This is a genomic window from Pseudomonas sp. NY5710 (assembly GCF_013305665.1).
Classification (GTDB): Bacteria; Pseudomonadota; Gammaproteobacteria; order Pseudomonadales; family Pseudomonadaceae; genus Aquipseudomonas; species Aquipseudomonas juntendi.
The window spans coordinates 2318378-2341921 of sequence record NZ_CP045554.1 but is presented as its reverse complement, the minus strand read 5'-3'; the positions used below and the strand labels follow the sequence as shown (position 1 = coordinate 2341921).

Genomic DNA, 23544 nt, shown 5'->3' with positions numbered 1-23544 from the left:
GCCCAGCACGCACACCTCTATAAAAACCGCGGTAACCCTGCACGCCATGCGTGACCTGCAGGGCCCCCTGGTCAATGGAGGTTTCCCTGATGCGTCTGCGCCTGATGCTGGCTCTTGGCTCACTGCCGTTACTGAGCATTACCCTGCCCGCTGCACATGCCGCGTGCACCTTCACGCCCACCGCCGGTAACGACAATTACAGCTGCGACAGTGGCAGCGCCCCTTCGCTGGTGGATACCAGCGGCGATAACCGCCTGGTGCTGCCAGCATCGGGCAGTGGCGCGATCACCGGCGACGTGACGTTCGGCGCTGGCAAGGACAGTATCGACATGGCTTCCGGCACCATCGGTGGCAACGTCAACCAAGGCGCAGGCATCGACTACTTTTTGATGAAGGCCGGGGTCATCGCCGGTAACCTCAACCAAGGCGATGGCCTGGATATCTTCCGCATGATAGGGGGCTGGATCAAAGGTACGTTCGACAGCGGCGACTTCGCCGAAATGGACGGTGGACGCATCGGCAACGTCAATATGCGCCTGGACGAAAACACCTTCATCATGCGCGGCGGTGTTGTAGACCGGAACGTGATCACCGCCTTCGACAAGGACTATGTCGAAATCTTCGGTGGCAGCATCGGCGGCAACATCAGCGTCAGTGGGGGTGATGACCAGGTACTGGTGCATGGTGGCGAGGTGGGCGGCGATGTGCTGCTCAGCAGCGGCAATGACCGTTTCACCTGGGATGGCGGCCGCATTGGCGGGCGGGTCGATGCCGGGCCAGGTGATGACCTGGCGCTGCTCAAAGGGCTGAACCCCGAGGTGCTGAACATCACCCTCGACGGCGGTGATGGCAACGACAGCCTGACCTTCGACGCCAGCCAGGCCATTGGCGGTGCACACTACGTGAACTGGGAACAGCTGGCGCTCAACAATGCCAGCCAGCTGGCACTGGATGACACACTGGTGCTGGGAGACAGCAACAGCGGCACAGGCAGCATCGCTATCGACACCAGCAGTACCCTCACCTCGCGCCAAGGTGCGATCACCCCGTTCACCACCGGCCAGCGCGTCTCGGTCAACAACTCAGGTACGCTCGACCTGAGCGCAGGTAACGATGCCAAGGGCCGCCTGACCATCGAGGGCGACTACACCGGCAGCAACGGTAGCCTGCGCCTGAACAGTGTGCTGGCCGGCGACGGTGCTGCGTCTGACCGGCTGGTGGTCAGCGGCGGTGCCATTGGCGGCTCTACCCAATTGAGCATCAACAACCTCGATGGCGCCGGCGCCGCCACCACGCAGAACGGCATACAAGTGGTGGAAGCACGTGACGGCGCAACCAGTACTGCGTCGGCCTTCGTCCAGACCCAGACGCTTTCGGCAGGCGCTTATGACTACCGGCTGTTCAAGGGCGGGGTAACGGCAGGCAGCGAGAACAGCTGGTACCTGCGCTCGACCTTGGTGGCAGCACCCGCGGTCGTCGCCGAACCGGAACCCGGCGAGCCCCCAGCGCCTGCCCCGGCCGTAACCCCGCCGGTGGCTGCACCGTCACCCGGCCAGGTCGACCTGCCGGCACCGGTGCAGGGCGAAAGCCTGCCCCTGTATCGCCCGGAAGTGCCGGTGTATGCCGCAGCGCCAAGGGGCGCCGCGATCATAGCTCGCCAGGCCTTGGGCAGCTTCCACCAGCGCCAGGGTGACCAGCAGCTGCTTCAGGGTGAAGGTGGCTTGCCCGCCAGTTGGGGCCAGGCCTATGGCGGTACGCTGCGCCAGCAATGGACCGGCACGGTCAGCCCAAGCCTGGACGGGGACCTGTACGGTTTCAAGGTTGGCCAGGACCTGTACGCCACCGTCAACGACAGTGGCTATCGCCAGCACATGGGCTTTTACGTCAGCCACAGCCGCCTGGAAGCCGACGTCAAAGGCTTCGCCCTGGCCATGCAGGACCGCAGTGTCGGCGACCTGCAACTCGATGGCGACAGCGTGGGCGGCTATTGGACGCTGGTCGGGCCGCAGGGTGGCTACCTGGATGCCGTGCTGCAGTACACCCGCCTGGACGGGCGCGCCCGCTCCGAGCGGGGTGACAAGCTGAACATCGATGGCCATGCCTGGACGGCGTCGCTGGAGGCCGGCTACCCGATCGCCCTGTCCGACCGCTGGACGGTGGAACCGCAAGCCCAGTTGATTGCGCAGAAGGTCAAGCTCGACAGCGCCAGTGACAGTGTCTCGCGCGTCAGCCATGACGCCCAGGTCGAAATGACCGGCCGCCTGGGCGTGCGCCTGGAGGGTGCCTTCAAGGGCAGCAGCGGGCGCCTGTTGCAGCCCTACGCGCAGGTCAACCTGTGGCACGGCGACGGTGGCCGCGACACCCTGACCTTCGACCACACCGACAAGATCAAGACCGACTACCGCTACACCTCGGTGCAAGTGGAAAGCGGCGTGGTGGCGCAGGTCAGCGATGCACTGAGCGTGCACGGTGGCGTGCAGTACACCACCAACCTTGACAGCCGCCAGCAGGAAGCCAGCGGGGTGAACCTGGGCATACGCTGGGCGTTCTAGGGCCCTGTGTTGGCAATACATTCTCTTTTGGCGAGTGGCTTGGCCGTTTGGCCAAGCCACCGGCAAAAGTGATCAGCGTATTAACCGGGTTGAACCCTAGCGACGCGCCGCCAGTAGGCCGAGGCCAGCGCAGCCCAGCAGCGAGGCGCTGACCCGATTGAACAGGCGCCGCGGACCTGGCTGGCTGAACCAGCGCTGCAGGTAGGCACCAAGGCCTGCATAGAGGGCGATCGCTGCCCATTCCAGCACCAGGAACAGCGCTCCCAGCCAGAGGAACTGCTCACTGACCGGCATACGACTGTCGACGGTTACGAACTGCGGCAGGAACGCGGTGAATATAAGGACCGCCTTCGGGTTACCGGCCGCTACGAAGCATTCCTGCCGCGCCAGGTGCCACATGCCCCGCAACTCACCGCCGGTGCTCGCAGCCACGCCCACCGGTGCCCGCCACAGTTGCCAGGCAATGTAGAACAGGTAACCCGCGCCCACCACTTTGATGGCCAGAAACAGGTATTCACTGGTATGCAGCACCACCGCCAGGCCCATGGCCGCCAGCGCGATCATGCCACTGAACGCCAGGATGCGCCCGGCACCGGCCACGCAGGCGGTGCGCAGCCCGTAGCGGCTGGCGTTGTGCAGCGACAGCAGGTTGTTCGGCCCCGGGGCCATGTTCAGGGCGAAGCAGGCGGGGATGAAGAGCAGCAGGCTCGATAAGTCCATTGTTGTTTTCCTTTGGCAGCAGGCGCCTATTTCGGCGGGCCCGGGGCCATTCGGTCAAGTAACAGCCAGCGATAAAAACTGTACAGGTGCCTTGCAGCTGTTACCCTGCCGACAACCCCGAGGAGCGCATAATGCCCCGTACCCACGCCGCACTGTGGCGCGACCCGAACCTGCCGCACGTGGAAAGCCGGCGCGCCTGCCATAGCCGCGCCTGCTACAAAGCCCACAGCCACCCGACATTCTCCATCGGCGCAGTGGATGCTGGCCTCAGCCTGTTCAGCGGAGCTGCCGGCGGGCAGGCGCGGTTGACACCTGGAACCCTGGTGCTGGTCCCGCCCCGGCGCGTACATGCCTGCAACCCCGCACCCGGCTATGCCTGGAGCTACCAGATGCTGCATGTGGATGCCCACTGGCTGTCGCAACTGCGCCTGGAGTCGGAACTGGGTGACGGCGGGGCTGGCGCACCTGCGCGTATCTGCCGGGAGACACTGCTGTACCAACAGTTCTGCGAGCTGAACGGCCTGCTGTTCTCCACCGCCAGCAATGCAGAGAAAGACGCGGCGCTGGTCGCCTTTCTCGGTGACCTGGACTTTGCCGCACAGCCGCCTCTGGCACCGGCACCGGCATTGGCGACGACGGCCTTGAGCGGCTTGATCGCACGGATCGAAGCCCAGGATCCGGCACAGTTGAGCCTGGCAGTACTGGCGCGGGAGGCCGGGCTTGGGCGCTATCAGTTGATTCGGGCGTTTCGTGCAGCCACCGGTTTCACACCCCATGCTTACCTGCTCAACGCCAGGGTCAACCTTGGGCGGCAGCTGCTGGGCAAAGGGCAGGCACTTGCAGAGGTGGCCTACCGGTTGGGGTTTGCCGACCAGAGCCATTTCCAGCGGGTGTTCAAGGCTCATGTGGGGGTGACACCGGGGCAGTTTCGCGGCGATTGAAGGTGCAGGGCCGTAAGACGAGCCTTGGCCCCTGCAATATTCTTCAATACGCCCGGCCGGCCCGGCAGCAGACTGCGGCTTTTCCCGCAGAGCAGCCCGGCCCATGCAAATATTCCTGATCGTCGCCCTCGCCCATTTCCTTGCACTGCTATCGCCAGGCCCGGACTTCTTTCTGGTCGCACGCACGTCGGTCAGCAGCGGCTGGCGTAGCGCCAGCGGCGTTTGCCTGGGGATCGCCCTGGCCAATGGTGCGTTCATCACCGTGGCCTTCACCGGCCTGTCGGTGCTTCAGGAAGGCAGCCCACTGTTCACCGGCCTGCAACTGGTCGGTGCCCTGTACCTGGCGTACATCGGTACGCTGTTCCTGCGCCATGCAGGGCATACCCGCCTGACGGCGGCCGTTGGCGAGCACACTGGGCAAGGGTGGTGGCAGGGTCTGGGCATGGGTTTGCTGTGTGCCCTTCTCAACCCCAAGAACGCACTGTTCTACGCGAGCCTGGCCAGTATGGTCGGCAGCGCCAGTGCCGGCTGGAAAGCCGCTTGCGCGCTGTGGATGTTCGGGGTGGTGCTGCTGTGGGACCTGATGGTTGCCATGGCCATCGGCAACCAACGGGTACTGAGGCGCTTCGCGCGCTGGCTGCCGTGGCTGGAACGCAGCTCCGGGATCATGCTGGTGCTCTTGGGCGCGGCTGTACTGTTACACCTGGCCTGGGGCTGACCAGCTTCAGGCTGCGCATGTCCACCAAGGTGAAGTGGCCGCTGGCCCAGCCGCCGGTGTCCAGGTGCCAGACATTGCCCAGCAGCGTGGCCTGCGGCACCGGCGTGTGGCCCACCAGCAAGGCACGCAGCCCTCGCACCGGCTCGGTATCGCCAGCCCTGAGCCGCCGCCGCGACCACTGGCACACCTGCCTGACTTTGGGGTCATCCAGCAGCTCCAGCCACGTTCTCAATTGCAGCCAATCGGCAGTCGGGCTGTCGGCATGCAGCAGGCCGACCAGGCCTGCCGCACTTTCAACCTCGATCGCAATCGGCAGTTGCTCGAAGCGCTCGACGAAGCGCAGTTGCTCGGCACGCGGCAGGTCGATGAACCAACCGCCGCCGGCTTCGCGATACATGGCCAGGTCCAGCTTCCCACCCCGCACGCGGGTAATGGCCAAGGCCTCATGATTGCCTTGCACGGCATGAAACCAAGGCTTGGCCAGCCACTCCAGAGCCGCTTCGTTGTCTGGCCCGCGGTCGACCAGGTCGCCCACGCTGAACAGGCGGTCCACGGCGGGGTCGAACCCCACCGCATCCAGGCATTGCTGCAGGCGCTGGAAGTGGCCGTGAATATCGCCCACTGCCAGGTCGCGGCCCCGCAGGTTGGCGATCATGCGCCGTAACCGTCCCATCTCACTGTTCCTCTGCTGGCGCTGCTCAGGCAGGGATGAAAGGCTGACGGACCCGCCCTCCCCCGCGCGCATGGCGCCCTTGATGAACAGCATGGCACAACCTGCCCCAACCGCGCAGGTCGTGGGACACTTTCGCCCCTTGTGCTCCCTGAGGGCCCCTTCACTGGTGCAGGCGTCGTGGCCGATAGTATGCTGGCGGCATCAACCTTTACCAGGGAAGGGTTTACATGAAGCTGTGCGCCGTACAACTGGCATCGCTCAAAGGCGAAGTCTCAGCCAACCTGCAGCGCCATCTGGCCTGCATCGAACAGGCTGCAGCGCTTGGCGCCGAACCGGTGGTGTTTCCCGAGTTGTCGCTGACCGGCTATGAGCCCACTGTGGCACGCCAGGCGGCCATGTCGGCGCTGCTGGCAAACTGCATCGGCGAAGGCTTCATCGTCGATACCCGCCAGGCCAATGCCAGCGCCCTGCCGCTGGGCCCGGTATGACCTATTTCGTACTGGCCGTGCTCAGCTATGCCTGCGCCTACTACCTGACCGGCCTGATCATTCGGGGGCAATTGGCCGACGTGGCCGAGCATTTGCGTCACCGGCCCGACGCGCCGACACCCGGCGCCTACCTGCGTGAAGTGCAACAGGCTGCGCGGCGGGCCCACCGGCACTACACCCTGATGGCAGGATCGGGACTGGCGGTACTGGCTTGCCTGATCGCCAGCTGGTTCGGCTGAACCGCTAAAGGTCCAGCGCCAGGCTCTGCCGCCCTTCCAGCGCCAGCAGGTATTGCTTGGCGGCCAGCCCGCCGGCAAACCCGGTCAAGTTGCCTGATGCACCGATGACCCGGTGGCAAGGCGCAATGATCGAGATGGGGTTGCGGCCATTGGCCGCGCCCACGGCACGCACCGCACTGGGGTTGCCGACCTGCCGGGCAATCTCGGCGTAGCTGCGGGTTTCACCGAAGGGTATGGCCAGCAACGCGGCCCACACCTGGCGCTGGAACCCGGTACCGGCAAAATCCAGCGGCAGCTCGAACTGGCGGCGCTTGCCGCTGAAGTACTCACCCAGTTGGCGAGCGGTTTCCAGCAGCACCGGGCACTGGTCGTCCCGGTACAGTGCGCCCAGGCGCACGCGGTTTTCGCGCTCGTTCTCCCACAGCACGGCTGCCAGGCGATCGCAGCGCGCTACCAGGGTAAGCGTGCCGACGGGCGATTGCATGATGGTGAATGCGCTGGACATCAGCGGGCTCCTGCAGATTGCGATGCCGCCACTGTAAGTATCTACCGTCTGTGGCGCATCCGCTTTCTTGCTCGGGTAACTGCCCAGCCGGCACTGATCCGCACCGGACGGGGGACTGAGGCGTTCACACTATCACTTTGTAATTAACCCTAATCGAACTGAATCACGCGTTGTTCTGATGGGTCGAGAATTATGAATGCAGTCAATTCATGAGGTGAACCATGACCATCGTGGCAGAAACGCTCGCCCAGCTCGCCCAGGCACTCAAGGCTCAGGGAGCGCGGCGCATCGCTGACCTTACCTTCATCCGTGCGCCCTATCGCTGCGGCAAGCGCTGGATATGCAGTGTGGTACGCCGAGGGGCCAGGCGCAAATTGATCAAGCAGTCGTGAGCCCGGTTGAAACCTGGCGCGGTCTGAAAGGACCCAGCCGCGCTCGGCGCTGTTTCAGTCCAGGCATTCCTTGGCCGCCTGGCGCAACTTGTCCCCGGACAAGAAACTGCCTTTGTAGAACGTAGCACGGCTGCCTTCGCCTGAATCGATCACCTCCAGTACATCGTCACTGGCCACGGCACTGGATGCCGTCAGCCGATAGCCATGGGCAATCGATTTCTGCGTGGCTTGCGGGGCCACAGCCTGCCATTTAGGCAACACGCAGGCCGCATATTCCTGGGGTGTTTTCGAAGTGAGTTTGCTGGCCGTCGGCTTGCCAGGCGTGGCACAACCGGCGAGGCCGGCGATTAACAATGAACTCATAAAAATACGAAAAGTATGCATTTGCAATTGACTCGTATGGATATGCTGCATTCTAACGAGACCGATACCGACAGACCAATCAACCAAGGTCTTGCCTTGAGAAGCCTGTTGTTCAACGCCAGCGCGTTACAGCGACTATTTGCTTCTAATGACGGAACGAATTGAATCCGCTCCGCTTCTGATGAGCAACAGGCAGCGCAGATTCGGGCTGGCCCTGTTCACTTACCTTGACTCAGTGCTCGCTTCGTTCAGGAGATTGCCATGCTCTGGTGGCTGGAACTACTCACCCAATATGCAACCGCCACTGGCTTGGCTGTCCTCTGTATCCTGGTGTTCTGGGCTTTTGGGCTGGCGTTCGGACGCGCCTATCTGAAGTTGCTTTCTGGCTTGCTAGCCACCATGCTGCTGATGATCGCCGCGTTCCCGCACGGCGTAGACTTCGCCCTGAGGAATCACCTCACTCCGGGTGACGCCAGCGCCCTGCTATTGTTCATCGCCGACGCATCGGGCGTAATCACCGCGGTGCTGCTAGCCTCGTTCTTCTTCGATCCGGAATTGTTGCTGGATGAGGCCTGATCACTCAGGCCCGCCTTGCCTGACCACAGGCGCAACAGCATCAGACAATCAGGCCCCCGCATATGGAAACGCTTCGCACCATCAAGTCAGATCTGGTCAGGACAGCAGAGCACCTGGACCAGCTTAGCCAGGCCATGAGCGGCCATGCGCGATTCATGACGGGCCGCGGCAGTTCGCCAGGCGACATCGATGTTACTGCGCACGTGCTTGCTATTGATGGGGTTGCGGAGCAACTGCGCGCCGTCGCTGCGAGAATGGACGCCGGTGAGCGCGCAGATGAAAGCTTACTGCAGCGCAGGCCTAGCGAAATTTGAGCTTAACCACTTTACTCAGTGCCCAGCCGCTGAAAACGTAGAACGCGTCCAGATAAAAGCGGCCTGCGTAATTGGGCAACGGCGCGTTGTTCAGCAGCACATCAGGATCAGGCGTGGGCGGAAACAGCGCATAAATGCCATTGGGCAGCACTGCTAGTGCCAGCAATAACAGGTAAGTCGAGACTTGCAACAGGGTGGCCCGGCTGCCGAACCGGACCGACCATTTCAAACCGTAATAGGCTACCAGGCCGGCAACCGGCAATACCCAGAAATGCGTCGGGATCCCAATGAACATTTCGGCGACAACGCTTCTTGCTTCCACCCGCTGCTCTCCATTCAAACTGCTTGAATATTGCGTAGTGCTGTATCACCCGTTTTGGATACCGCGCAGACACCCACGAGGAACGCAGCGCCATCATACTACTGAGCATCACGCGGCAAAACTGACAGCTCAGGAGTGACTACGCTGCGGTGGCCGGGGGCTCCCTGTACAACTGGACCATGAAGGTGGTGCCGTAGACGGCATGGGAGGTCATGGAGACTTGCCCGCCGTGGGCGTGAGCGACTTCCTTGACAATGAACAGACCAAGGCCGATGGACCGCAGCCCTTCCTGGCGGTCACTGCCGCGCGTCATTGGCTCGTATAAGGTGGGTATCACTGCTTCGGCGATGGCGGGGCCGTGGTTGTGCACACTGATCAGCACGCTGTCCGCGAAACAGTCAGTGGTCACCGTAATCGGCTGGCGCAAGTCACCGTAGGCAACGCTATTGGCGACCAGGTTGCCTATCATTTGCTGCAGCCTGTCCTGATCCACTTCGAACATGGCTTGCCCGCGGGAAAGATGGCGGATGCTGGCGTGGCAGAAGATGATCCTCAGCTCGCTGACACATTGATCCACCACCCGCAACAGGTCGACTCGCTGACGCTTGACGCTGATACCCTGGCCTAGCCTGACCGAGGCGAAATCCAGCAGGTCAACGATCATGCGCTGCGCGCGTTCGGCCGATGTGTTGATGCTGCTCAACAGGCGCCGGGCCCGCTCGCCTTGCGCATCACGCCCCAGCAGTTCGGTCGCCATCCTGATAGCCGTCATGGGGTTTTTCAGGTCATGGCTGGCAACCGCCACCATCTGCTCGGCCAGCAGCGCACGCCGCTGGGCGTCGGCGTAGGCCAAGGCCAGGTCGTCCTGTGCGCGCTGCAGGGCCCGCTCGGCACTGATTTTTTGCGCCAGCAGCTCCTCGGCCCGCTGCATGGCCTGAAACACCGTGTGCTCGTTGCGATCGCGCTCGCCGGTACTGAACAAGGCCAGCTGAAAACGAACCCCTTCAACGGTTTCCCGGCGCACGGCATTGAGCAGCATGGCCACCACGTGACCATCACGGTGACACAGGCCGACCTTCACCTCTGAAATCGAGCCCTGCAAGTTCAGCAAAGGCCCCCAGTGGGTCAGCTGGAAGGTACGGCCCACGGTGGTCAGCAACTGATCGAAACTGCGCTGTTTCAACTGCTCTACGTCATACCCCAGCCAGTTGCCAAAGGTGGCGTTGCAGCGCAGCAAGGTGCCGTCCGCCTCCATGACGACCAGGCCACAAGGCGCATGCTCGAAGTAAGACGCGTCGAACATCACGGTCGGATCATTCACGGCCTAGCCCCAGGCGCGTGAAAAACTCGTCCATGGCCGCGGCGCAGGCGCTTGAGGCGCTGAGCTGCGGGTAATGGCCCATGTTGTCCACCAGCACAAGCTGGCTGCTGGGCATCACCCTTTCCAGGTACTCGCCCACGGCCACTGGAACTACCGGGTCCGCTCTGCTTTGCAGGATCAGCGTCGGCACATTCAAGCCTTTCACATCCTCGCGGTGGTCGGACAAGAAGATCACGCGGGCGAAATGCCGGGCGATCTCCGCGTTGGTGCGACGGAAACTGCTGACCAACTCTTCCTGCATCGCAGGCTCACCCGACGCGCCCATCAACACAGGCGCCATGGTGCTGGACCAACCCAGGTAATTCTCATCGATCATCGACAGCAGCCCCAGCACGTCCTCCTGGCTGAAGCCGCCGTTGTAACCGTTCGCGTCGATGTAGCAAGGCGACCCACCGATCAGCACCAGCCCCGCGATTCTGCCAGGCCGCCGTCGCTCGGCCAGCACACTGATCATGGCACTGACCGAATGCCCCGCAATAATGACCGGGCCTTGGGCGAATTCATCGATGATTTCGTTCAAGTCATCGGCATAGCCCCATAGGGTCGAGTATTTTTCTCTGTTGTGGGCAGCGAGGTCGGACTGCCCGGCACCGACCAAGTCATAGGTGATGACACGCATGTGTGACGTGAAATGGGGCCACAACGCTTTCCACATTGACTGGTCGCAGCCAAACCCGTGAGACAGAATCAGGGTGGCCGGCCCGACACCCTCGATATGTACATAGTTACGCTGCTGTACAGTCATACATATCCCGATTCGGTCGCCATTGCGCTGATAAAACCAGCCAGTCCATGCTGCCCGAGAGCATACTGGACTGCAGATCAAGCTGCCGGTGGTGGTTGCTGAATGACATTGAGCGCGAAGCCAACCCACTTTCGAAGCCTTAAACCGGCACCATACAGGATGCAGATGGATAGTTCCGAAAAAACAACCGATCTCCCAGCATTTGTGTGCTCTAGCGCTCGGTCAGGTGAACGCCGATAGCAAAAGCTGCCACGACCAGCACTACCTCGACCACGACATAAGCAACCAGGAATTCATCGGAAAACATGACAGGGTCTCTGAGACGCCGCAGCGCACAATGCGCTGCGGGAATGGCTCAGAGCCATCAACGCCGGCAAAAGTTCAGCCACGGTACGGCGCTGCCCAGCAGGGGGCTGGGGGCGGCCGAAACCGTGCACCGTTTTCGGGAAAGGCTCGGCTGCGACAGGCAGGTTTTCAAATCGCATTTGCCCGGTTCGCGCAATAATCTGTGCGCTCTAATCGCCTATTTCCGCGCATACCAATCGAATAGTCTGGCGCCATCACATTCAAGGAGCTTGATGATGGCCGCTATGAAATTGCACTTTCTGTTCGACCCGCTCTGTGGTTGGTGCTATGCCAGCGCCGACACGCTGAGGCACCTGGCAGAGCGCTTCGCCGATGAGCTGGAGATGCACCCGGCGGGGCTTTTCGCAGGGCCAGGTGCACGGCAGATCACAGCTGAGTTTGCCCACTTCGCCCGGGCCAACGACTTGCGAATCGCTTCACTCACCGGCCAGCACTTCAGCGAGTTGTATTTCAAGCAGATTCTCGGTGACCGCTTGCTGCGGTTCGACTCACTGCCGGTCAGCCGCGCACTCACCCTGACCCGAGGGTACGGCAAGGCGCTGGAGCCAAAGCTGTACGCGGCCCTGCAAACAGCGCGCTACGTGGATGGCCTTGATACCTCGTCGCCCGACGTAGTGGCGGCCTGCACTGCCGACTTCCTGGGCCAGGAGGGTTTAACGGCCGATGGGCAGGCACTGCTCACGGCGCTTACCCAGCAAGAGCAACTGGCCAACCAAACCTCGGCCCGCTTCACCGAAGCGCAGGCACTGATGCGCAAAGCGGGCGCAACTGGTGTGCCGCTGTTGCTGATCGAGCTCGACCAGCGCATGCATGCCTTCAGCGGGCCAGACCTCTACAACCAGCCACACCGCCTGATCGCTACGATCGAGCAGCTCAGGCAGGCCGCAGTCTGAAGCCGTCCAGCACGGTGTTTGCCGCCAGGCTGCGCTAGAAGTTGGCGCCCACGCTGAACGCCACATAATCGCGGTCGCCGCGGGTGCCATAATCGCCGTCGAGGTAAGCGGTATAGGCCAGGCTGGCCCAGTACTGGCTAGCCAGGCTGACGTCCACGCCCACGCTGATCGAGCGTGAGCCTTCGTTGAAAGCCGAACTGTCGGCCGGCGAAAAGCCCCTGACATCGTGGGCCCAGGCCAGACCTGGGCGAATGTCCAGACCCTGGATCAGGTTGGGGTAGCTCCAGGTCGCTCGCAGGCGGTATCCCCAGGCAAAGGCGGTGACAAAGCCCTCGTTGTTGCAGTCGCCCGGGCTCTTTGAAATCGCCAGGCACAGGCTGTTGTCAGCCAGCTCGCCGTTACCGTAGGCACCCGAACGGCCATAACGCGGCCCGAACCGCCCTTCCAGCCCGCCGACATAGGTCGCCCCAACCTCGCCCATCAGCAGCAACTGGTTCGCGCCCATGACCTGGCTGAATGCCTGCACCACCGATACCTGAGCCTGGGTCACCTCCTTGCGCCGGTAACCGTCGAACGGGGTGTCGCCCGTCGCCGGGCGCAGGCCGTCGGCGTTGAGCGGGCTGCGGCCAGGGGCATTGAGCAATGACTGCAGCACATCATTGCCGTTGAGCTGCACCGGCATGTTCGGCCGGTAGCTCAGTTCCCCCTGCACGGCGGCGCCGTTGCGCAAGGTGGTGGCGAAGGTCAGACCGTACAGGCGGATGTCCTCGGGGTACTGCGCCTGGTACTGCGAGGTACCCATGCGCAGCGCGCCAGCCAGGGTCTGCCCGTTGCCGGACGCCATGAACGCGCCGCAACTGGCCAGCGCCACGCCGATGTTGCCGCACAGTTCACGGGCAAAGCCCGTATTGGCGTAATAGCGGCTGCTGACCGTGCCCAGGTAGGGCGAGCGGCTGTGGTAATTGGCCGCGAACAGGCCGAACTCGGTATCCAGAGGTTCCACGTACCAGTGCAACGACACCCCCCATTGGCCACCGTCGCGCGCATCCTGGTCGGCGCCTCGCGGCACGCGTACGCCCTCCTCCGTCAGCGTCACACCGAACGGCGCCAGGGCCTGCGACACGGCCGGGTTGGTCAGCGCCTGCCCGCCGACATCCAGGCCCTGGCAGCCTTCGGGCATGAAGTCGTTGCCGGAAAAGAATGTTGCGCAGTTTTCCAGCCGGGTCTGCTCCCAGTCCAACTGATAAAAGGCGTCGAAAGACACCGCCTGGTTGAGGTTCTGCGTGACATACAGCAGGTTGACCGGTGCCAGGGCGTCCTTCACTTCCGCGCCCGGCCGGCGCAGCGCCGCCTGGTTGAAGGGGTTGATCACGTTCAGCCCGCCCTGGATGAACAAGCTTTCCCCCCAGTTGACCACCTGCTTGCCCACACGCAGCGAACCGGGCTCACCCGCAATGTCATAAAGGCCGTAGGCGAAGGCATCAAGCAGCTCCGCCCCTGCGGTTTTCGCCGAGACCAGGCGGTTGCGGTCGTCGATGTCGACAGCCCGCTGGCTGTGGTCGCGCTGCGCAGTGTCGTACCAATAGGTGCCCCGCAGGAATACACCCAGGTTACCGCGACGCAGCTCCAGGTCATGGGTGCCTTTGAACAGCAGCGAAAAAACGTCGCCTGACCGGTAGTTGCGTCGCCCGTCATTGCCATTGGCAGCCTGCAGCTGCTGGGTATCGGGGTTGGCAGTGCTGACGGCGGTGCTCAATGACAGGGCCGAATCGAAACGCCCTTGCAGCGGCCCAACGTCGAATTGCCCCCCCACAACCGGGGTTGCGAGCAGGCAGCACAGGGCCGCCAACGGCGCCTGGCGCCGGCAGGTTGAAAAGATTGCGCTCACTCTTGACCTCTTGTTGTTCTAGTAGTGAGGAAAATGACGGGTTCAGCGCGCTCGCGCCGGCCGCCCAGGCCGGCGCTGTCGGTGACGAGCAGTATCAGGGTGGGCTGACTACGCTCACAAATAGCGTGTTCGGATCACTGCCATGCCGCTTCGTTATGGCCCAAGGGCAACGGCGCGCAACTAAACCGGCAGCAGGCTGGCGAAGGCACTGCGCAATCTGGCGGGAATCGCGACCGGGCGGTTGTTGCGGCGATCGACGAACACATGGGTGAAGCGGCCAGCGGCGCAGGCCTGGGGCTCGCCCTTGACGAACACCGCCAGGGCGTAATGCACCGAACTGTTGCCCAACCGCTCGACGGCAATCCCCACCTCAATGCGTTGCGGGAACGCGACGGCGGCGAAGTAGTCGCAGGCAGACCCTGCCACGTAAGCCACCACCGGGTCGTGGTGAATATCCAGGCCGGCGTGTTCGATCAGCCAGGTGTTCACGGCACTGTCGAAAAAACCGTAATACACCACGTTGTTCACATGCCCATACAGGTCGTTGTCGTGCCAGCGCGTGGTGATTGGCTGGAAGTGGCGGTAGGCGCCACGCCGCGGGCGTTCCCTGGCCATGGTCAGAACGCCGCCTCATAGAGGGCCAAGGCATCGTCGAGCGTGACCTTGCGCGGGTTGTTGACCAACAACCGTTGCTGTTGCAGGGCATCCTCGGCCAGCAATGGCAGGCTGTGCCGCGGCACCCCAACATCCCGCAGCCGGCTGGGCAGGCCGCAGCGTGGCGCCAGTTGCTCCAGCTCATCGATGAACTGGTTGCACAGCTCATGGGGGTCGCCGGGCACCAGCCGCCCGCCCAGCAATGCCGGGGCCAGCGCAGCATAGTCGGCGAACGCTGCCAGCCGGTTGAAGCGCATCACGTGCGGCAGCACCAGTGCATTGGCCAACCCATGCGGCACGTGGTAGCGCGCCCCCAACGGGTAGGCAAGCGCATGCACCGCTGCCACCGGCGCGTTGGCAAATGCCTGCCCGGCCAGGCAGGCACCCAGCAGCATGGCCTGGCGCGCCGCCAGGTTGCCACCGTTGTGGACCGCCTGGTCGAGGTTGCCTGCCAGCAGCGTCAGCGCCTCCCGGGCCAACAAGCTGGACATCGGGTTGCGCTTGAACTGGCTGGTGGTGGCCTCGATGGCATGGACCATGGCATCTATCCCCGTGGCCGCGGTTATCGCCGGTGGCAGGCCCAGGGTGCGCTCGGCGTCGAGCAGCGCCAGGTCAGGCAACAACAGCGGCGAGATCACCGCCAGCTTGGCGGCCTCGCCGGTGGTGATCACGGCGACGGGGGTGACCTCCGAGCCGGTCCCGGCGGTGGTCGGTACCTGAATCAGCGGCAGGCGCTGGCCTTTGGCCTGGTCGATGCCGTAGACCGCCTCCAAGGTCTGCTCGCAGGCCGGGTGTGCCAGCAGCGCAACCAGCTTGGCGACATCCATCGAGCTGCCGCCGCCGAAACCGACGATCAGCTCGGCGCCGATATGCCGCGCCCGGCCCACGGCCGACAGCACACAGGCATGGCTGGGGTCGGCGCTGACCTCGCTGAAGATGGCCACGCTCAGGTGCGCCTGGGTAAACCCTGGCAGCAAGTCATCGAGCATGCCCAGGTTGACGATGCCGGGGTCGGTCACGATCAGCACGCGGCGCACGCCACGGCGTTGGCATAGCTGCGCCAGGCGCCCGGCGGCACCGGTTTCGCATAGCAGGTGGGGGGTGGTGGCAAAACTGAAAGGCTGCATGCTCATGTTCCTTGTTCTTGTGGGTGAACAGCGGGGCCAGGTCAAAAGGCAAAGTGCGCTTCATCCAGGCTCATCAGGCACTGTGCGCCGCCGCGCAAGGCATCGCAGTGGGCAGTGGCGCGCGGCAATACCCGCTGCCAGTAGAAGGCAGCCGCGTGCAACTTGGCCTGGTAGAAGGCGCGGTCCTGACTGCCTGTGGCCAAGGCCGCACTGGCGGTTTCGGCCGCCCGGAGCCACAGTGCGGCCAGCAGCACGTAGCCTGAATAGGCGAGGAAATCCACCGCCACCGCGCCGATTTCCTGGGGGTCGCAGCGGCAGGCATCCAGCACTTCGGCGCTCAGGTTGCGCCATTCCAGCAGGCGCTGGGCGACCGCCTGGGCCATCCCGGCCAGCGCCTCAACGCGGCAGTTGCGTGCCGCTGCAAGTAGCTCATCGATCAGCAGGCGCAGCTGCTCGCCGCCATCGCCCAGCAGCTTGCGGCGAATCAGGTCCAGCGCCTGAATGCCGTTGGTGCCCTCGTACAACTGGGTGATGCGGCTGTCACGCATCAGCTGCTCCATGCCCCATTCACGGATGTAGCCATGCCCGCCGTACAGCTGCACGCCCAGGCTGGCAGTCTCCTGGCCAACATCGGTGAGGAAGGCCTTGACGATCGGAATCAGCAATGCAGCCCGGCGCCCGGCGGCCGCCTGCAACTCGGGTTGCAAGGCACCGTGCTCCAGGTCCAGCGCTTGGGCGGCAAAGACCGCCAGCATGCGGCAGCCCTCGCTGAGGGTTTTCTGGGTCAACAGCATGCGCCGTACATCAGGGTGGCAGATGATCGGGTCGGCACTGCGCTCGGGCGCCACCGGCCCTGCCAGGGCGCGCGACTGCAGACGCTCGCGCGCATAGGCCAAACCACCCTGGAAGGCTGCTTCGGCAATGCCCAGCCCCTGCAGCCCGACCTGGAAGCGCGCGTCGTTCATCATGGTGAACATGCACGCCAGACCCTGGTTGGCCTCCCCCACCAGCCAGCCGCGCGCGCCATCGAAGTTCATCACGCAGGTCGCCGCGCCCTTGATGCCCATCTTGTGCTCCAGTGCGCCGCATTCGAGCGCATTGCGCAGGCCCAACCCACCGCCGGCGGTGCATTCGAACTTGGGCACCAGGAACAGGCTGATGCCACGCACACCGGCCGGCGCATCCGGCAAGCGTGCCAGCACCAGGTGGACGATGTTGTCGGTGAGGTCCTGGTCGCCGCCGCTGATGAAGATCTTGCTGCCGCTGATGCGGTAGCTGCCATCGCCCTGCGGCTCGGCACGGGTACGCAGCAGCGCCAGGTCGGTGCCGGCTTGCGGCTCGGTCAGGCACATGGTGCCGGCCCATTCGCCGCTGACCAGCTTGCCCAGGTAGTCGCGCTTGAGTGCTGCACTGCCATGCCGGTGCACGGCCAGCACGGCGCCCTCGGTCAGGCCGGAATAGATCCGGAACGACAGCGACGCGCCCATCAGCATTTCATGGAAGCAGGCCGCGACCATTTGCGGCAGGCCCTGCCCGCCATGCTCCAGCGGGCCGGTCATGCCACCCCAGCCCTGCTCCACATAGTGCCGGTAGGCTTGGCGAAAGCCCTCGGGCGTGCGCACGCTGCCTTGCTCCAGGCGGCAGCCCTGCTCATCGCCCTGGCGGTTGAGCGGCGCAACCACCTCGCCGGCGAAACGTGCACCCTGCTCAAGTATGCCGTCAATGGTTTCACGGTCCAGTTCAGTGCCCAGGCGGGCACAGTGCGCCGTCACATCGAACAGTTCGTGCAGCACGAAGTGCATGTCACGCAGGGGGGCTCGGTAGTTCATGCGCGGCCCCCTCGGACGTCGGCCAGGCGTTTGCCCTCGGCCACCAGGCGCATCAACAACCCGGCCGGGCGCCAATGCTCGCCGAACAGCCCCTGCAGGCGTTCCAGCCGCGCTAGCAGCAAGCTCAGGCCCTGCTGGTCGGCCCAATGCATTGGCCCGCCGGCCTGGTGCGGGAAACCATAGCCATGCAGGTACACCCGGTCGATGTCAGCGCTGCAACCCGCCACCGTTTCCTCAAGAATTTTCGCGCCTTCGTTGACCAGCGCCAGCAGGCAGCGTTCGCGGATTTCCTCGTCGTCGATCGGGCGCCGGTGCACGCCAAGGTCCTGGGCGACCTTGAGCACCAGCGCGTCGACTTCTGGGTCGTGCCCGGCTTCACGGCTGCCGGGGGCATAACGGTAGTAGCCCTGGCCGCTTTTCTGGCCGAACCGCCCCAGTGCGCACAGGGCATTGTCGACCTGTACCAGCGGTGCATCCATGCCGTGTCCAGCCAGCTGGCGCGCTCGCCACTCCAGGTCGAGGCCGACCACGTCGTACATGCGAAACGGGCCCATGGCCATGCCGAACGTCTGCAGCGCCCCGTCCACCTGCCACGGCGTGGCGCCTTCGAGCAGCAGCTTGCGCGCTTCGGCCACATAGCTGGCGAGCATGCGGTTGCCGATGAAACCCGGGCAGTTGCCGGCCACCACCACTTCCTTGCCCATGCGCTGGCCGAGGTCCTGGGCCGCGTCGAGCACCGCCGGCGACGTGCGCTCCCCGCGCACCACCTCCAGCAGCTTCATCACATGGGCCGGGCTGAAGAAATGCAGCCCCAGCACCTGTTCGGGCCGGCGGGTCACCGCCGCGATGGCGTCGATGTCCAGCGCCGAGGTATTGCTGGCCAGGATGGCATCGGCCTTGAGCGTGCTGTCCAGGGTACGGAAGATCGCCTGTTTGAGCGCCAGGCTCTCGTACACCGCTTCGATCACCAAGTCGGCTGCGGCGAGGTCGTCATAGGCCATGACCGGGTGCACGCGCGCCAGGCAAGCATCAGCTTCGGCCTGATCGATGCGGCCTTTGGCAACCTGTTGTGCCCAGGTTTGCGCGATCATGGCCAGGCCTGCTTCGGTGGCGCTGGGGTCGTTGTCCAGCCACTGCACTGCAAGGCCTGCACCGGCCAGGCTGATGACGATGCCACGGCCCATGGTGCCGGCGCCGATCACCGCCACCTGCTGAACGTTGTAGAGGGTACTCACGGGTGACGCTCCTGATTCGAGGTGTGAAGGCATTGCCCTCACCCTAGTCAGGCGCCTACTATTTTTGAAATTCTCATTTTCCATCCCATGTATTTTTTGCATGAATATTGCCAACTTCGACCTCAACCTGCTGCGCGTGCTGGACATGCTGCTGCGCGAACAGAACGTGTCGCGCGCCGCCGAGCGCCTGGCGTTGACCCAGCCGACGGTCAGCAATGCGCTGGCACGCTTGCGCGACCTGTTGGGCGACCCGCTGCTGGTGCGCGTCGGCCGGCGCATGCGCCCCACCCCGCGCGCGCTGGCCCTGGAAGGCCCGATTCGCGCGGCCTTGCTGCAGATCGAACAGACCCTTGGCGCTGGTGACCGCTTCGACCCCAGGCTTAGCCACCGGCAACTGCGCATCGCCCTGACTGACTTCGCCGAACAGCTGTGCATGCCAAAGTTGCTGGCCACCCTGCAAACCCAGGCCCCGCACTTGCGCGTGGATGTGCTGCACCTGGCGCCCAACCTGCCTGCCGAAGCCCTCGACCGGGGCGAACTCGACCTGGTGCTGGGGCGCTTCGATGACGTGCCCGCCCGCTACGAACGGCGCCACTGGCGCAGCGAAACCCTGCACGTGGCCGTGCGCCAGGGCCACCCCGACGTGCAGGGCACGCTCGACCTTCAGGCGTTTCTCGCCCTGCGCCACTTGTGGGTGCACGGCGGCCAGACCCGTGGCATGGTCGACCAATGGCTGGGGGAACAGGGTCTGGCCCGGCGCATCGTCTACACCACGCCCAATTACCTGCAGGCCGCGCACCTGGCCGCCAGCTCCGACCTGTGCGTGGTGCTGCCTACCGCCTTGGCCCGCCATTTCGCCAGGCTGCTGCCGTTGCAGGTGTTCGAGCTGCCGTTCGCCCTTCAACCGTTCCAACTGGAGCTGGTGTACCTTGCCCATCGTCAGCACGACCCGGCTTTGGCCTGGCTGGTGGCGCGCATCATGGACATCGGTGCTGGCTGAGCCATCGCAATTGGGCATGGGGAGCCATGCAAGAGTGGTATTGGTTCGCCAGCGAGCTCTGTCCTTAGAGTGTTTGCCCTCAGAACAGAACAATAAGGACCACCCCATGCACCTGCGCACCCTGCCCTGCCTGCTGGCCCTGGCGTTGCCCCACGCAACGCTGGCCGTAGAGCCGGCCAAGCAAGCCAGCGAGTTCACCCGCCAAAGCAACCAGCAATGGTTGCAGCGCCTGCCCTTCGACGACCGCAGCGACTTCGACAATGCCCGCCGCGGCCTGCTCGAAGCCGTCGACCAGCCCGTGGTCAATGCCGCCGGCAAAACCGTCTGGGACCTGCAGCGCTACGCCTTCCTGGCAGGCAATGCACCGGCCACGGTCAACCCAAGCCTGTGGCGCATGGCCCAACTGAACACCCTTGCCGGGTTGTACAAGGTCAGCGAGGGCATCTACCAGGTGCGCGGCCTGGACCTGGCCAACATGACCCTGATCGAAGGCGAGCACGGCCTGATCGTGATGGACCCGCTGCTGTCGGTGGAAACCGCCCGGGCCGGGCTGGCCATGTACATGCGCCATCGCCCGCAGCGGCCGGTGGTGGCGGTGATCTACACCCACCCGCACGTCGATCACTTCGGCGGGGTGCGTGGGGTGGTCGACGAGGCGGACGTCAAGGCCGGCAAGGTACAGGTCATCGCCCCGCAAGGTTTCTTCGAACATGCCGTGAGCGAAAATGTGCTGGCCGGCCCGGCAATGAAGCGCCGTGCGCAGTACATGTACGGCGCGCCACTGCCCCGCGGGCCACGCGGCCAGGTGGATGCCGGCCTTGGCAAAGGCGTGCCGGCCAATGCCACGGTCAGCCTGATCGCCCCGACCCGGCTGATCGAACAGCCCTTCGAGACCCTGCGCATCGACGGTGTCGACATCGAGTTCCAGCTCACCCCTGGCACCGAGGCGCCAGCTGAAATGAACCTGTGGTTCCCACAGTTCAAAGCCCTGTGCATGGCCGAGAACGCCACCCACGTGCAGCACAACGTGCTGACCCTGCGCGGTGCCCAAGTGCGCGATGCCAAGGTGTGGGCGCACTACCTCGACCAGTCGCTGGTGCGCTATGGCGAGCAGGCCGAGGTGGTGTTTGCCCAGCACCACTGGCCCACCTGGGGCAGCGCGGCGATACGCGACTACCTGGCCGATCAGCGCGACATGTACGCCTTCATCGACAGCCAGACCCTGCGCCTGATCAACCGCGGCCTGGGCCCTACCGAAATCGCCGCCGAGCTGACCAGCTTGCCGCCCCGGCTGGCCAGCAAATGGTACAGCCGCGACTACTACGGCTCGCTCAGCCATAACGTGCGGGCGGTGTACCAGCGCTATATGGGCTTTTACGACGGCAACCCGGCAACCCTGGACCCTTTGCCGCCTGGCGAAGCCGGTACGCATTACGTAAAGGCCCTGGGTGGCGCCGAGCGGGTGCTGACCCTGGCCCGTGAGGCCTATAGCAGCGGTGATTACCGCTGGGTTGCCGAGCTGACGCGGCACCTGGTGTTCGCTCAGCCCGACAACCGCGCCGCGCGCGAGCTGCAGGCCGACGCCCTGGAGCAACTGGGCTACCAGAGCGAGAACGCCACCTGGCGCAACGCGTACCTGACCGGTGCGCAAGAGCTGCGCAACGGCGTGGCACCTGCCGCCAGCAAAGGCGGCAGCGCGGACGACCTGATACGCGCCCTGACCCCGACGCTGTTCTTCGACTACCTGGGTGTGCGCGTGGATGCCGCCAAGGCCGCCGAGCAGGACCTGACCATCAACTGGCACTTCACCGACCTGAACGACGACTACGCCTTGACCCTGCGTAACGGGGTGCTCACCCACCGCGACCACACCCGCCATGGGCAGGCAGATGTCGAAGTGAACATGAGCAAGGCGACCCTGGACCGCATCGCCCTGAAGCAGACCGGCTTTCTCAAGGAAGCAACCGTGGGTGATATCGCGATCAGGGGGGAGCGCGTCAAGTTCATGCGTTTCATGGCAGGGCTGGACGAGCCTGACGGGCGCTTCAATATCGTCACCCCTTGAATCACCAACAGCGCCGCCCTGAAACGAGCGGCGCTAAACCTGGCGCTTGCAAAGGGTATGAGGGTGCTCGGAAGCGATAAGGGGCCTGTTTCAACGCAACCCTTGGCTGCGCAATGCGCCAGGGGAAAAGTAGGAAGCATGGGTGCGTACGTCGAAGACGTATGGCCTGGGCTGCTCGTTGGTCAGGCCAGACAGCTGGTAGCGGCCAGTGCGCAGGTCATAGATCGCCTCCATGGCATTGACCAGCGCCTGGCCCGTGACGTGGTAGTAACTGTGCGCCTGGGCGGTGCGCCACAGCCGGCCCTCATGGTCGAAGAAATCCGCCTCGAGGATGGCCCAGCTGTCCTCGTCCAGGTAATAGCGGCGGCTGGCGTACAGGTGCTTCGCCCCAGGCTTGAGGGTGCCCAGCACTTCCCACACCCGGTGCAGTTCGTAGCGTGTGGGTTGCGGGTTGACATGGCCAGGCCCGATCAGTGCGGCATAACCGAGCAGCGGCGAAGCCAGGCGGTAGCTGTTATACGGTACGTGCAGGGCCTTCTTGCCCACCAGGGTCCAGTGGTAGAGGTCCGGGGCGCCGTTGAACATGTCGCGGCTGTCGGCGGTGCGCAGGCCGGCCGTACCCGGGGTGATGCTGTCATAGGCCAGCGCCGGGGCGCGACGCACCCGCCGCTGGCTGCTGCTGTACAGCCACGAGAGGCGCGGTTGGGCAACCTGGTCGAGGGTTTCGTGCAGCACCACGGCATCGCCCGCCAAGCGCGACGGCGCGGTCATGCGGTAACTCAGGTAATACAGCACGTTGCCCGCCTGGCCGCCTTCCAGCACGTCGGGGCGGGCGAAGTTCTGCTGCAGGCTGATGGTCGCGAAACGACCATCGCCACGCGGGGTAATGCTGTCCGAGGCCAGGCTGTAACTGCCGTTGCGCGGCCGGGTGAGGTGGTTCCACAGCACCTGCAGGCCGTTGCCCGGCCTGGGGAATGCCACCACGCCGGCGAAGCCCGCCACGCCGTTGCCGTGATTGACCAGGCGCGCGCTGGCGGCATTGTGCCGGGCCCAGTCGCTGACACGTGGCGGCACCGCGACACTGCGATGCGAGGGGTACACCGGCAGGCGAAACGACTTGGGATAACGCTGCATCAAGGCCACCTGCCCCGCCGTCAACTGTTCGCGGTACTGGGTGTAGTTGCTGGCGCTGATCACATACAGCGGCCGCTCATCGGCATAGGGGTCCAGTGGCGTGCCGTTGACCGCCAGCGACACTTGCCCCGCGTGCAGGCCGCCGTTCCAGGCCGGTATGCGGCCGTCACTACTGGGCCCGCGTTCGGCCCCCACCGGCGTCAAGTCTGCGGGCAATGGCGTGGCCGCCATGCACAGGCTCAGCAGGCTGGCGTTGATGCACAGGGCGCTGCGCAGCAGGGCAAATGGTTTCATCGGGCTTGGCCTCTTGTTGTTGTATGGTCCTGGCCGGCTTGCCTTGGCAAGCGCTTTCGGGGTGATACTAGGAGCCGCGCTCCGAACCCCACAAATAACGTGTTCGGATACGTGCCATATCAGTTCGGCA

23 protein-coding genes and 1 pseudogene are annotated in these 23544 nt (G+C 64.3%); 11 read left to right on the top strand and 13 right to left on the bottom strand.

Going from position 1 to position 23544, the window contains the following annotated elements; all coding sequences use genetic code 11:
- The first annotated feature begins 74 nt into the window (after positions 1 to 74).
- Complete coding sequence (locus GEV39_RS10615) at positions 75 to 2552, top strand: autotransporter family protein (RefSeq protein WP_173888823.1); 2478 nt, start codon at positions 75 to 77, stop codon at positions 2550 to 2552.
- A gap of 96 nt (positions 2553 to 2648) precedes the next feature.
- Here GEV39_RS10615 and GEV39_RS10610 read toward each other — a convergent pair whose 3' ends face one another.
- Positions 2649 to 3272, bottom strand: coding sequence for a LysE family translocator (locus tag GEV39_RS10610; protein WP_173888821.1), 624 nt, complete (start codon positions 3270 to 3272; stop codon positions 2649 to 2651).
- A gap of 131 nt (positions 3273 to 3403) precedes the next feature.
- Here GEV39_RS10610 and GEV39_RS10605 point away from each other — a divergent pair, with 131 nt between their 5' ends.
- Together GEV39_RS10605 and GEV39_RS10600 are read left to right on the top strand one after the other, a co-directional pair.
- Positions 3404 to 4213 (top strand): helix-turn-helix transcriptional regulator, encoded by an 810-nt coding sequence (locus tag GEV39_RS10605; RefSeq protein ID WP_173888819.1) that lies wholly within the window; start codon positions 3404 to 3406, stop codon positions 4211 to 4213.
- Positions 4214 to 4316: 103 nt separating this feature from the next.
- Positions 4317 to 4931, top strand: coding sequence for a LysE family translocator (locus GEV39_RS10600; RefSeq protein WP_173888817.1), 615 nt, complete (start codon positions 4317 to 4319; stop codon positions 4929 to 4931).
- Here the strand turns inward: GEV39_RS10600 and GEV39_RS10595 are convergent.
- Positions 4879 to 5604 (bottom strand): metallophosphoesterase, encoded by a 726-nt coding sequence (locus GEV39_RS10595; protein ID WP_173891683.1) that lies wholly within the window; start codon positions 5602 to 5604, stop codon positions 4879 to 4881. The genes GEV39_RS10600 and GEV39_RS10595 overlap by 53 nt on opposite strands.
- Before the next feature lie 227 nt (positions 5605 to 5831).
- Here GEV39_RS10595 and GEV39_RS10590 point away from each other — a divergent pair.
- Both GEV39_RS10590 and GEV39_RS10585 read left to right on the top strand, forming a co-directional pair.
- Positions 5832 to 6002, top strand: a pseudogene (locus GEV39_RS10590) (nitrilase-related carbon-nitrogen hydrolase); the annotation flags it as partial.
- Positions 6003 to 6088: 86 nt separating this feature from the next.
- On the top strand, positions 6089 to 6331 hold the full coding sequence (locus GEV39_RS10585; RefSeq protein ID WP_173888815.1) for a hypothetical protein: 243 nt from the start codon (positions 6089 to 6091) through the stop codon (positions 6329 to 6331).
- Between the two features lie 4 nt (positions 6332 to 6335).
- Here the strand turns inward: GEV39_RS10585 and GEV39_RS10580 are convergent, their stop codons facing one another.
- Entirely contained in the window at positions 6336 to 6836 is a 501-nt protein-coding gene (locus GEV39_RS10580; protein WP_173888813.1) for a methylated-DNA--[protein]-cysteine S-methyltransferase, read from the bottom strand.
- A gap of 221 nt (positions 6837 to 7057) precedes the next feature.
- Here GEV39_RS10580 and GEV39_RS10575 point away from each other — a divergent pair, with 221 nt between their 5' ends.
- Positions 7058 to 7228, top strand: coding sequence for a hypothetical protein (locus tag GEV39_RS10575; protein ID WP_173888811.1), 171 nt, complete (start codon positions 7058 to 7060; stop codon positions 7226 to 7228).
- A gap of 54 nt (positions 7229 to 7282) precedes the next feature.
- On the opposite strand, the gene GEV39_RS10570 is transcribed toward GEV39_RS10575, so the two are convergent.
- On the bottom strand, positions 7283 to 7642 hold the full coding sequence (locus GEV39_RS10570) for a hypothetical protein (RefSeq protein WP_173888809.1): 360 nt from the start codon (positions 7640 to 7642) through the stop codon (positions 7283 to 7285).
- A 210-nt stretch (positions 7643 to 7852) separates the two neighbouring features.
- On the opposite strand from GEV39_RS10570, the gene GEV39_RS10565 reads away from it, so the two are divergent.
- Complete coding sequence (locus tag GEV39_RS10565; protein ID WP_173888807.1) at positions 7853 to 8167, top strand: hypothetical protein; 315 nt, start codon at positions 7853 to 7855, stop codon at positions 8165 to 8167.
- Between the two features lie 62 nt (positions 8168 to 8229).
- Positions 8230 to 8481 (top strand): hypothetical protein, encoded by a 252-nt coding sequence (locus tag GEV39_RS10560; RefSeq protein ID WP_173888805.1) that lies wholly within the window; start codon positions 8230 to 8232, stop codon positions 8479 to 8481.
- On the opposite strand, the gene GEV39_RS10555 is transcribed toward GEV39_RS10560, so the two are convergent.
- The 3 genes from GEV39_RS10555 to GEV39_RS10545 form a co-directional block, all read right to left on the bottom strand.
- On the bottom strand, positions 8468 to 8776 hold the full coding sequence (locus tag GEV39_RS10555; protein ID WP_009686623.1) for a hypothetical protein: 309 nt from the start codon (positions 8774 to 8776) through the stop codon (positions 8468 to 8470). The genes GEV39_RS10560 and GEV39_RS10555 overlap by 14 nt on opposite strands.
- A 166-nt stretch (positions 8777 to 8942) precedes the next feature.
- Positions 8943 to 10106: a PAS domain-containing sensor histidine kinase gene (locus GEV39_RS10550; RefSeq protein WP_173891682.1), complete on the bottom strand. Its 1164-nt coding sequence runs from the start codon at positions 10104 to 10106 to the stop codon at positions 8943 to 8945.
- A gap of 10 nt (positions 10107 to 10116) precedes the next feature.
- Positions 10117 to 10929, bottom strand: a complete 813-nt coding sequence (locus GEV39_RS10545) for an alpha/beta fold hydrolase (RefSeq protein ID WP_173888803.1) — start codon at positions 10927 to 10929, stop codon at positions 10117 to 10119.
- Positions 10930 to 11510: 581 nt separating this feature from the next.
- Between GEV39_RS10545 and GEV39_RS10540 the strand changes: the two genes are divergently transcribed.
- Complete coding sequence (locus tag GEV39_RS10540; RefSeq protein ID WP_173888801.1) at positions 11511 to 12188, top strand: DsbA family protein; 678 nt, start codon at positions 11511 to 11513, stop codon at positions 12186 to 12188.
- 34 nt (positions 12189 to 12222) lie between these two features.
- On the opposite strand, the gene GEV39_RS10535 is transcribed toward GEV39_RS10540, so the two are convergent.
- The 5 genes from GEV39_RS10535 to GEV39_RS10515 all read right to left on the bottom strand — a co-directional run bounded on the left by GEV39_RS10535 (position 12223) and on the right by GEV39_RS10515 (position 18954).
- Entirely contained in the window at positions 12223 to 14076 is a 1854-nt protein-coding gene (locus tag GEV39_RS10535) for a DUF1302 domain-containing protein (protein ID WP_173888799.1), read from the bottom strand.
- A gap of 180 nt (positions 14077 to 14256) precedes the next feature.
- On the bottom strand, positions 14257 to 14691 hold the full coding sequence (locus GEV39_RS10530; RefSeq protein WP_173888797.1) for an acyl-CoA thioesterase: 435 nt from the start codon (positions 14689 to 14691) through the stop codon (positions 14257 to 14259).
- 2 nt (positions 14692 to 14693) lie between these two features.
- Positions 14694 to 15857 carry an iron-containing alcohol dehydrogenase gene (locus GEV39_RS10525; RefSeq protein ID WP_173888796.1) on the bottom strand — a complete coding sequence of 388 codons (1164 nt, stop codon included), beginning with the start codon at positions 15855 to 15857 and terminating at the stop codon, positions 14694 to 14696.
- 41 nt (positions 15858 to 15898) lie between these two features.
- On the bottom strand, positions 15899 to 17686 hold the full coding sequence (locus GEV39_RS10520; RefSeq protein WP_173888794.1) for an acyl-CoA dehydrogenase C-terminal domain-containing protein: 1788 nt from the start codon (positions 17684 to 17686) through the stop codon (positions 15899 to 15901).
- Entirely contained in the window at positions 17683 to 18954 is a 1272-nt protein-coding gene (locus tag GEV39_RS10515) for a 3-hydroxyacyl-CoA dehydrogenase (RefSeq protein WP_502708014.1), read from the bottom strand. The genes GEV39_RS10520 and GEV39_RS10515 overlap by 4 nt, the downstream gene beginning before the upstream one ends.
- 67 nt (positions 18955 to 19021) lie before the next feature.
- Here GEV39_RS10515 and GEV39_RS10510 point away from each other — a divergent pair, with 67 nt between their 5' ends.
- Both GEV39_RS10510 and GEV39_RS10505 read left to right on the top strand, forming a co-directional pair.
- Positions 19022 to 19921: a LysR family transcriptional regulator gene (locus tag GEV39_RS10510; protein ID WP_173888791.1), complete on the top strand. Its 900-nt coding sequence runs from the start codon at positions 19022 to 19024 to the stop codon at positions 19919 to 19921.
- Between the two features lie 106 nt (positions 19922 to 20027).
- Complete coding sequence (locus GEV39_RS10505) at positions 20028 to 21986, top strand: alkyl/aryl-sulfatase (RefSeq protein WP_173888789.1); 1959 nt, start codon at positions 20028 to 20030, stop codon at positions 21984 to 21986.
- Positions 21987 to 22076: 90 nt separating this feature from the next.
- Here GEV39_RS10505 and GEV39_RS10500 read toward each other — a convergent pair whose 3' ends face one another.
- Entirely contained in the window at positions 22077 to 23414 is a 1338-nt protein-coding gene (locus GEV39_RS10500) for a DUF1329 domain-containing protein (RefSeq protein ID WP_173888787.1), read from the bottom strand.
- Between the last annotated feature and the right edge of the window lie 130 nt (positions 23415 to 23544).

Excerpts from the sequence above, each read along its gene's own strand:
- GEV39_RS10520 (WP_173888794.1), bottom strand. The coding sequence starts at position 17,686 with ATGAACTACCGAGCCCCCCTGCGTGACATGCACTTCGTGCTGCACGAA.
- GEV39_RS10575 (WP_173888811.1), top strand. The coding sequence starts at position 7,058 with ATGACCATCGTGGCAGAAACGCTCGCCCAGCTCGCCCAGGCACTCAAG.
- GEV39_RS10505 (WP_173888789.1), top strand. The coding sequence starts at position 20,028 with ATGCACCTGCGCACCCTGCCCTGCCTGCTGGCCCTGGCGTTGCCCCAC.
- GEV39_RS10585 (WP_173888815.1), top strand. The coding sequence starts at position 6,089 with ATGACCTATTTCGTACTGGCCGTGCTCAGCTATGCCTGCGCCTACTAC.
- GEV39_RS10550 (WP_173891682.1), bottom strand. The coding sequence starts at position 10,106 with ATGTTCGACGCGTCTTACTTCGAGCATGCGCCTTGTGGCCTGGTCGTC.
- GEV39_RS10500 (WP_173888787.1), bottom strand. The coding sequence starts at position 23,414 with ATGAAACCATTTGCCCTGCTGCGCAGCGCCCTGTGCATCAACGCCAGC.
- GEV39_RS10600 (WP_173888817.1), top strand. The coding sequence starts at position 4,317 with ATGCAAATATTCCTGATCGTCGCCCTCGCCCATTTCCTTGCACTGCTA.
- GEV39_RS10610 (WP_173888821.1), bottom strand. The coding sequence starts at position 3,272 with ATGGACTTATCGAGCCTGCTGCTCTTCATCCCCGCCTGCTTCGCCCTG.
- GEV39_RS10525 (WP_173888796.1), bottom strand. The coding sequence starts at position 15,857 with ATGCAGCCTTTCAGTTTTGCCACCACCCCCCACCTGCTATGCGAAACC.
- GEV39_RS10570 (WP_173888809.1), bottom strand. The coding sequence starts at position 7,642 with ATGCAGCATATCCATACGAGTCAATTGCAAATGCATACTTTTCGTATT.
- GEV39_RS10565 (WP_173888807.1), top strand. The coding sequence starts at position 7,853 with ATGCTCTGGTGGCTGGAACTACTCACCCAATATGCAACCGCCACTGGC.
- GEV39_RS10580 (WP_173888813.1), bottom strand. The coding sequence starts at position 6,836 with ATGTCCAGCGCATTCACCATCATGCAATCGCCCGTCGGCACGCTTACC.
- GEV39_RS10595 (WP_173891683.1), bottom strand. The coding sequence starts at position 5,604 with ATGGGACGGTTACGGCGCATGATCGCCAACCTGCGGGGCCGCGACCTG.
- GEV39_RS10560 (WP_173888805.1), top strand. The coding sequence starts at position 8,230 with ATGGAAACGCTTCGCACCATCAAGTCAGATCTGGTCAGGACAGCAGAG.
- GEV39_RS10555 (WP_009686623.1), bottom strand. The coding sequence starts at position 8,776 with ATGTTCATTGGGATCCCGACGCATTTCTGGGTATTGCCGGTTGCCGGC.
- GEV39_RS10530 (WP_173888797.1), bottom strand. The coding sequence starts at position 14,691 with ATGGCCAGGGAACGCCCGCGGCGTGGCGCCTACCGCCACTTCCAGCCA.
- GEV39_RS10510 (WP_173888791.1), top strand. The coding sequence starts at position 19,022 with ATGAATATTGCCAACTTCGACCTCAACCTGCTGCGCGTGCTGGACATG.
- GEV39_RS10515 (WP_502708014.1), bottom strand. The coding sequence starts at position 18,954 with ATGCCTTCACACCTCGAATCAGGAGCGTCACCCGTGAGTACCCTCTAC.
- GEV39_RS10615 (WP_173888823.1), top strand. The coding sequence starts at position 75 with ATGGAGGTTTCCCTGATGCGTCTGCGCCTGATGCTGGCTCTTGGCTCA.
- GEV39_RS10540 (WP_173888801.1), top strand. The coding sequence starts at position 11,511 with ATGGCCGCTATGAAATTGCACTTTCTGTTCGACCCGCTCTGTGGTTGG.
- GEV39_RS10605 (WP_173888819.1), top strand. The coding sequence starts at position 3,404 with ATGCCCCGTACCCACGCCGCACTGTGGCGCGACCCGAACCTGCCGCAC.
- GEV39_RS10545 (WP_173888803.1), bottom strand. The coding sequence starts at position 10,929 with ATGACTGTACAGCAGCGTAACTATGTACATATCGAGGGTGTCGGGCCG.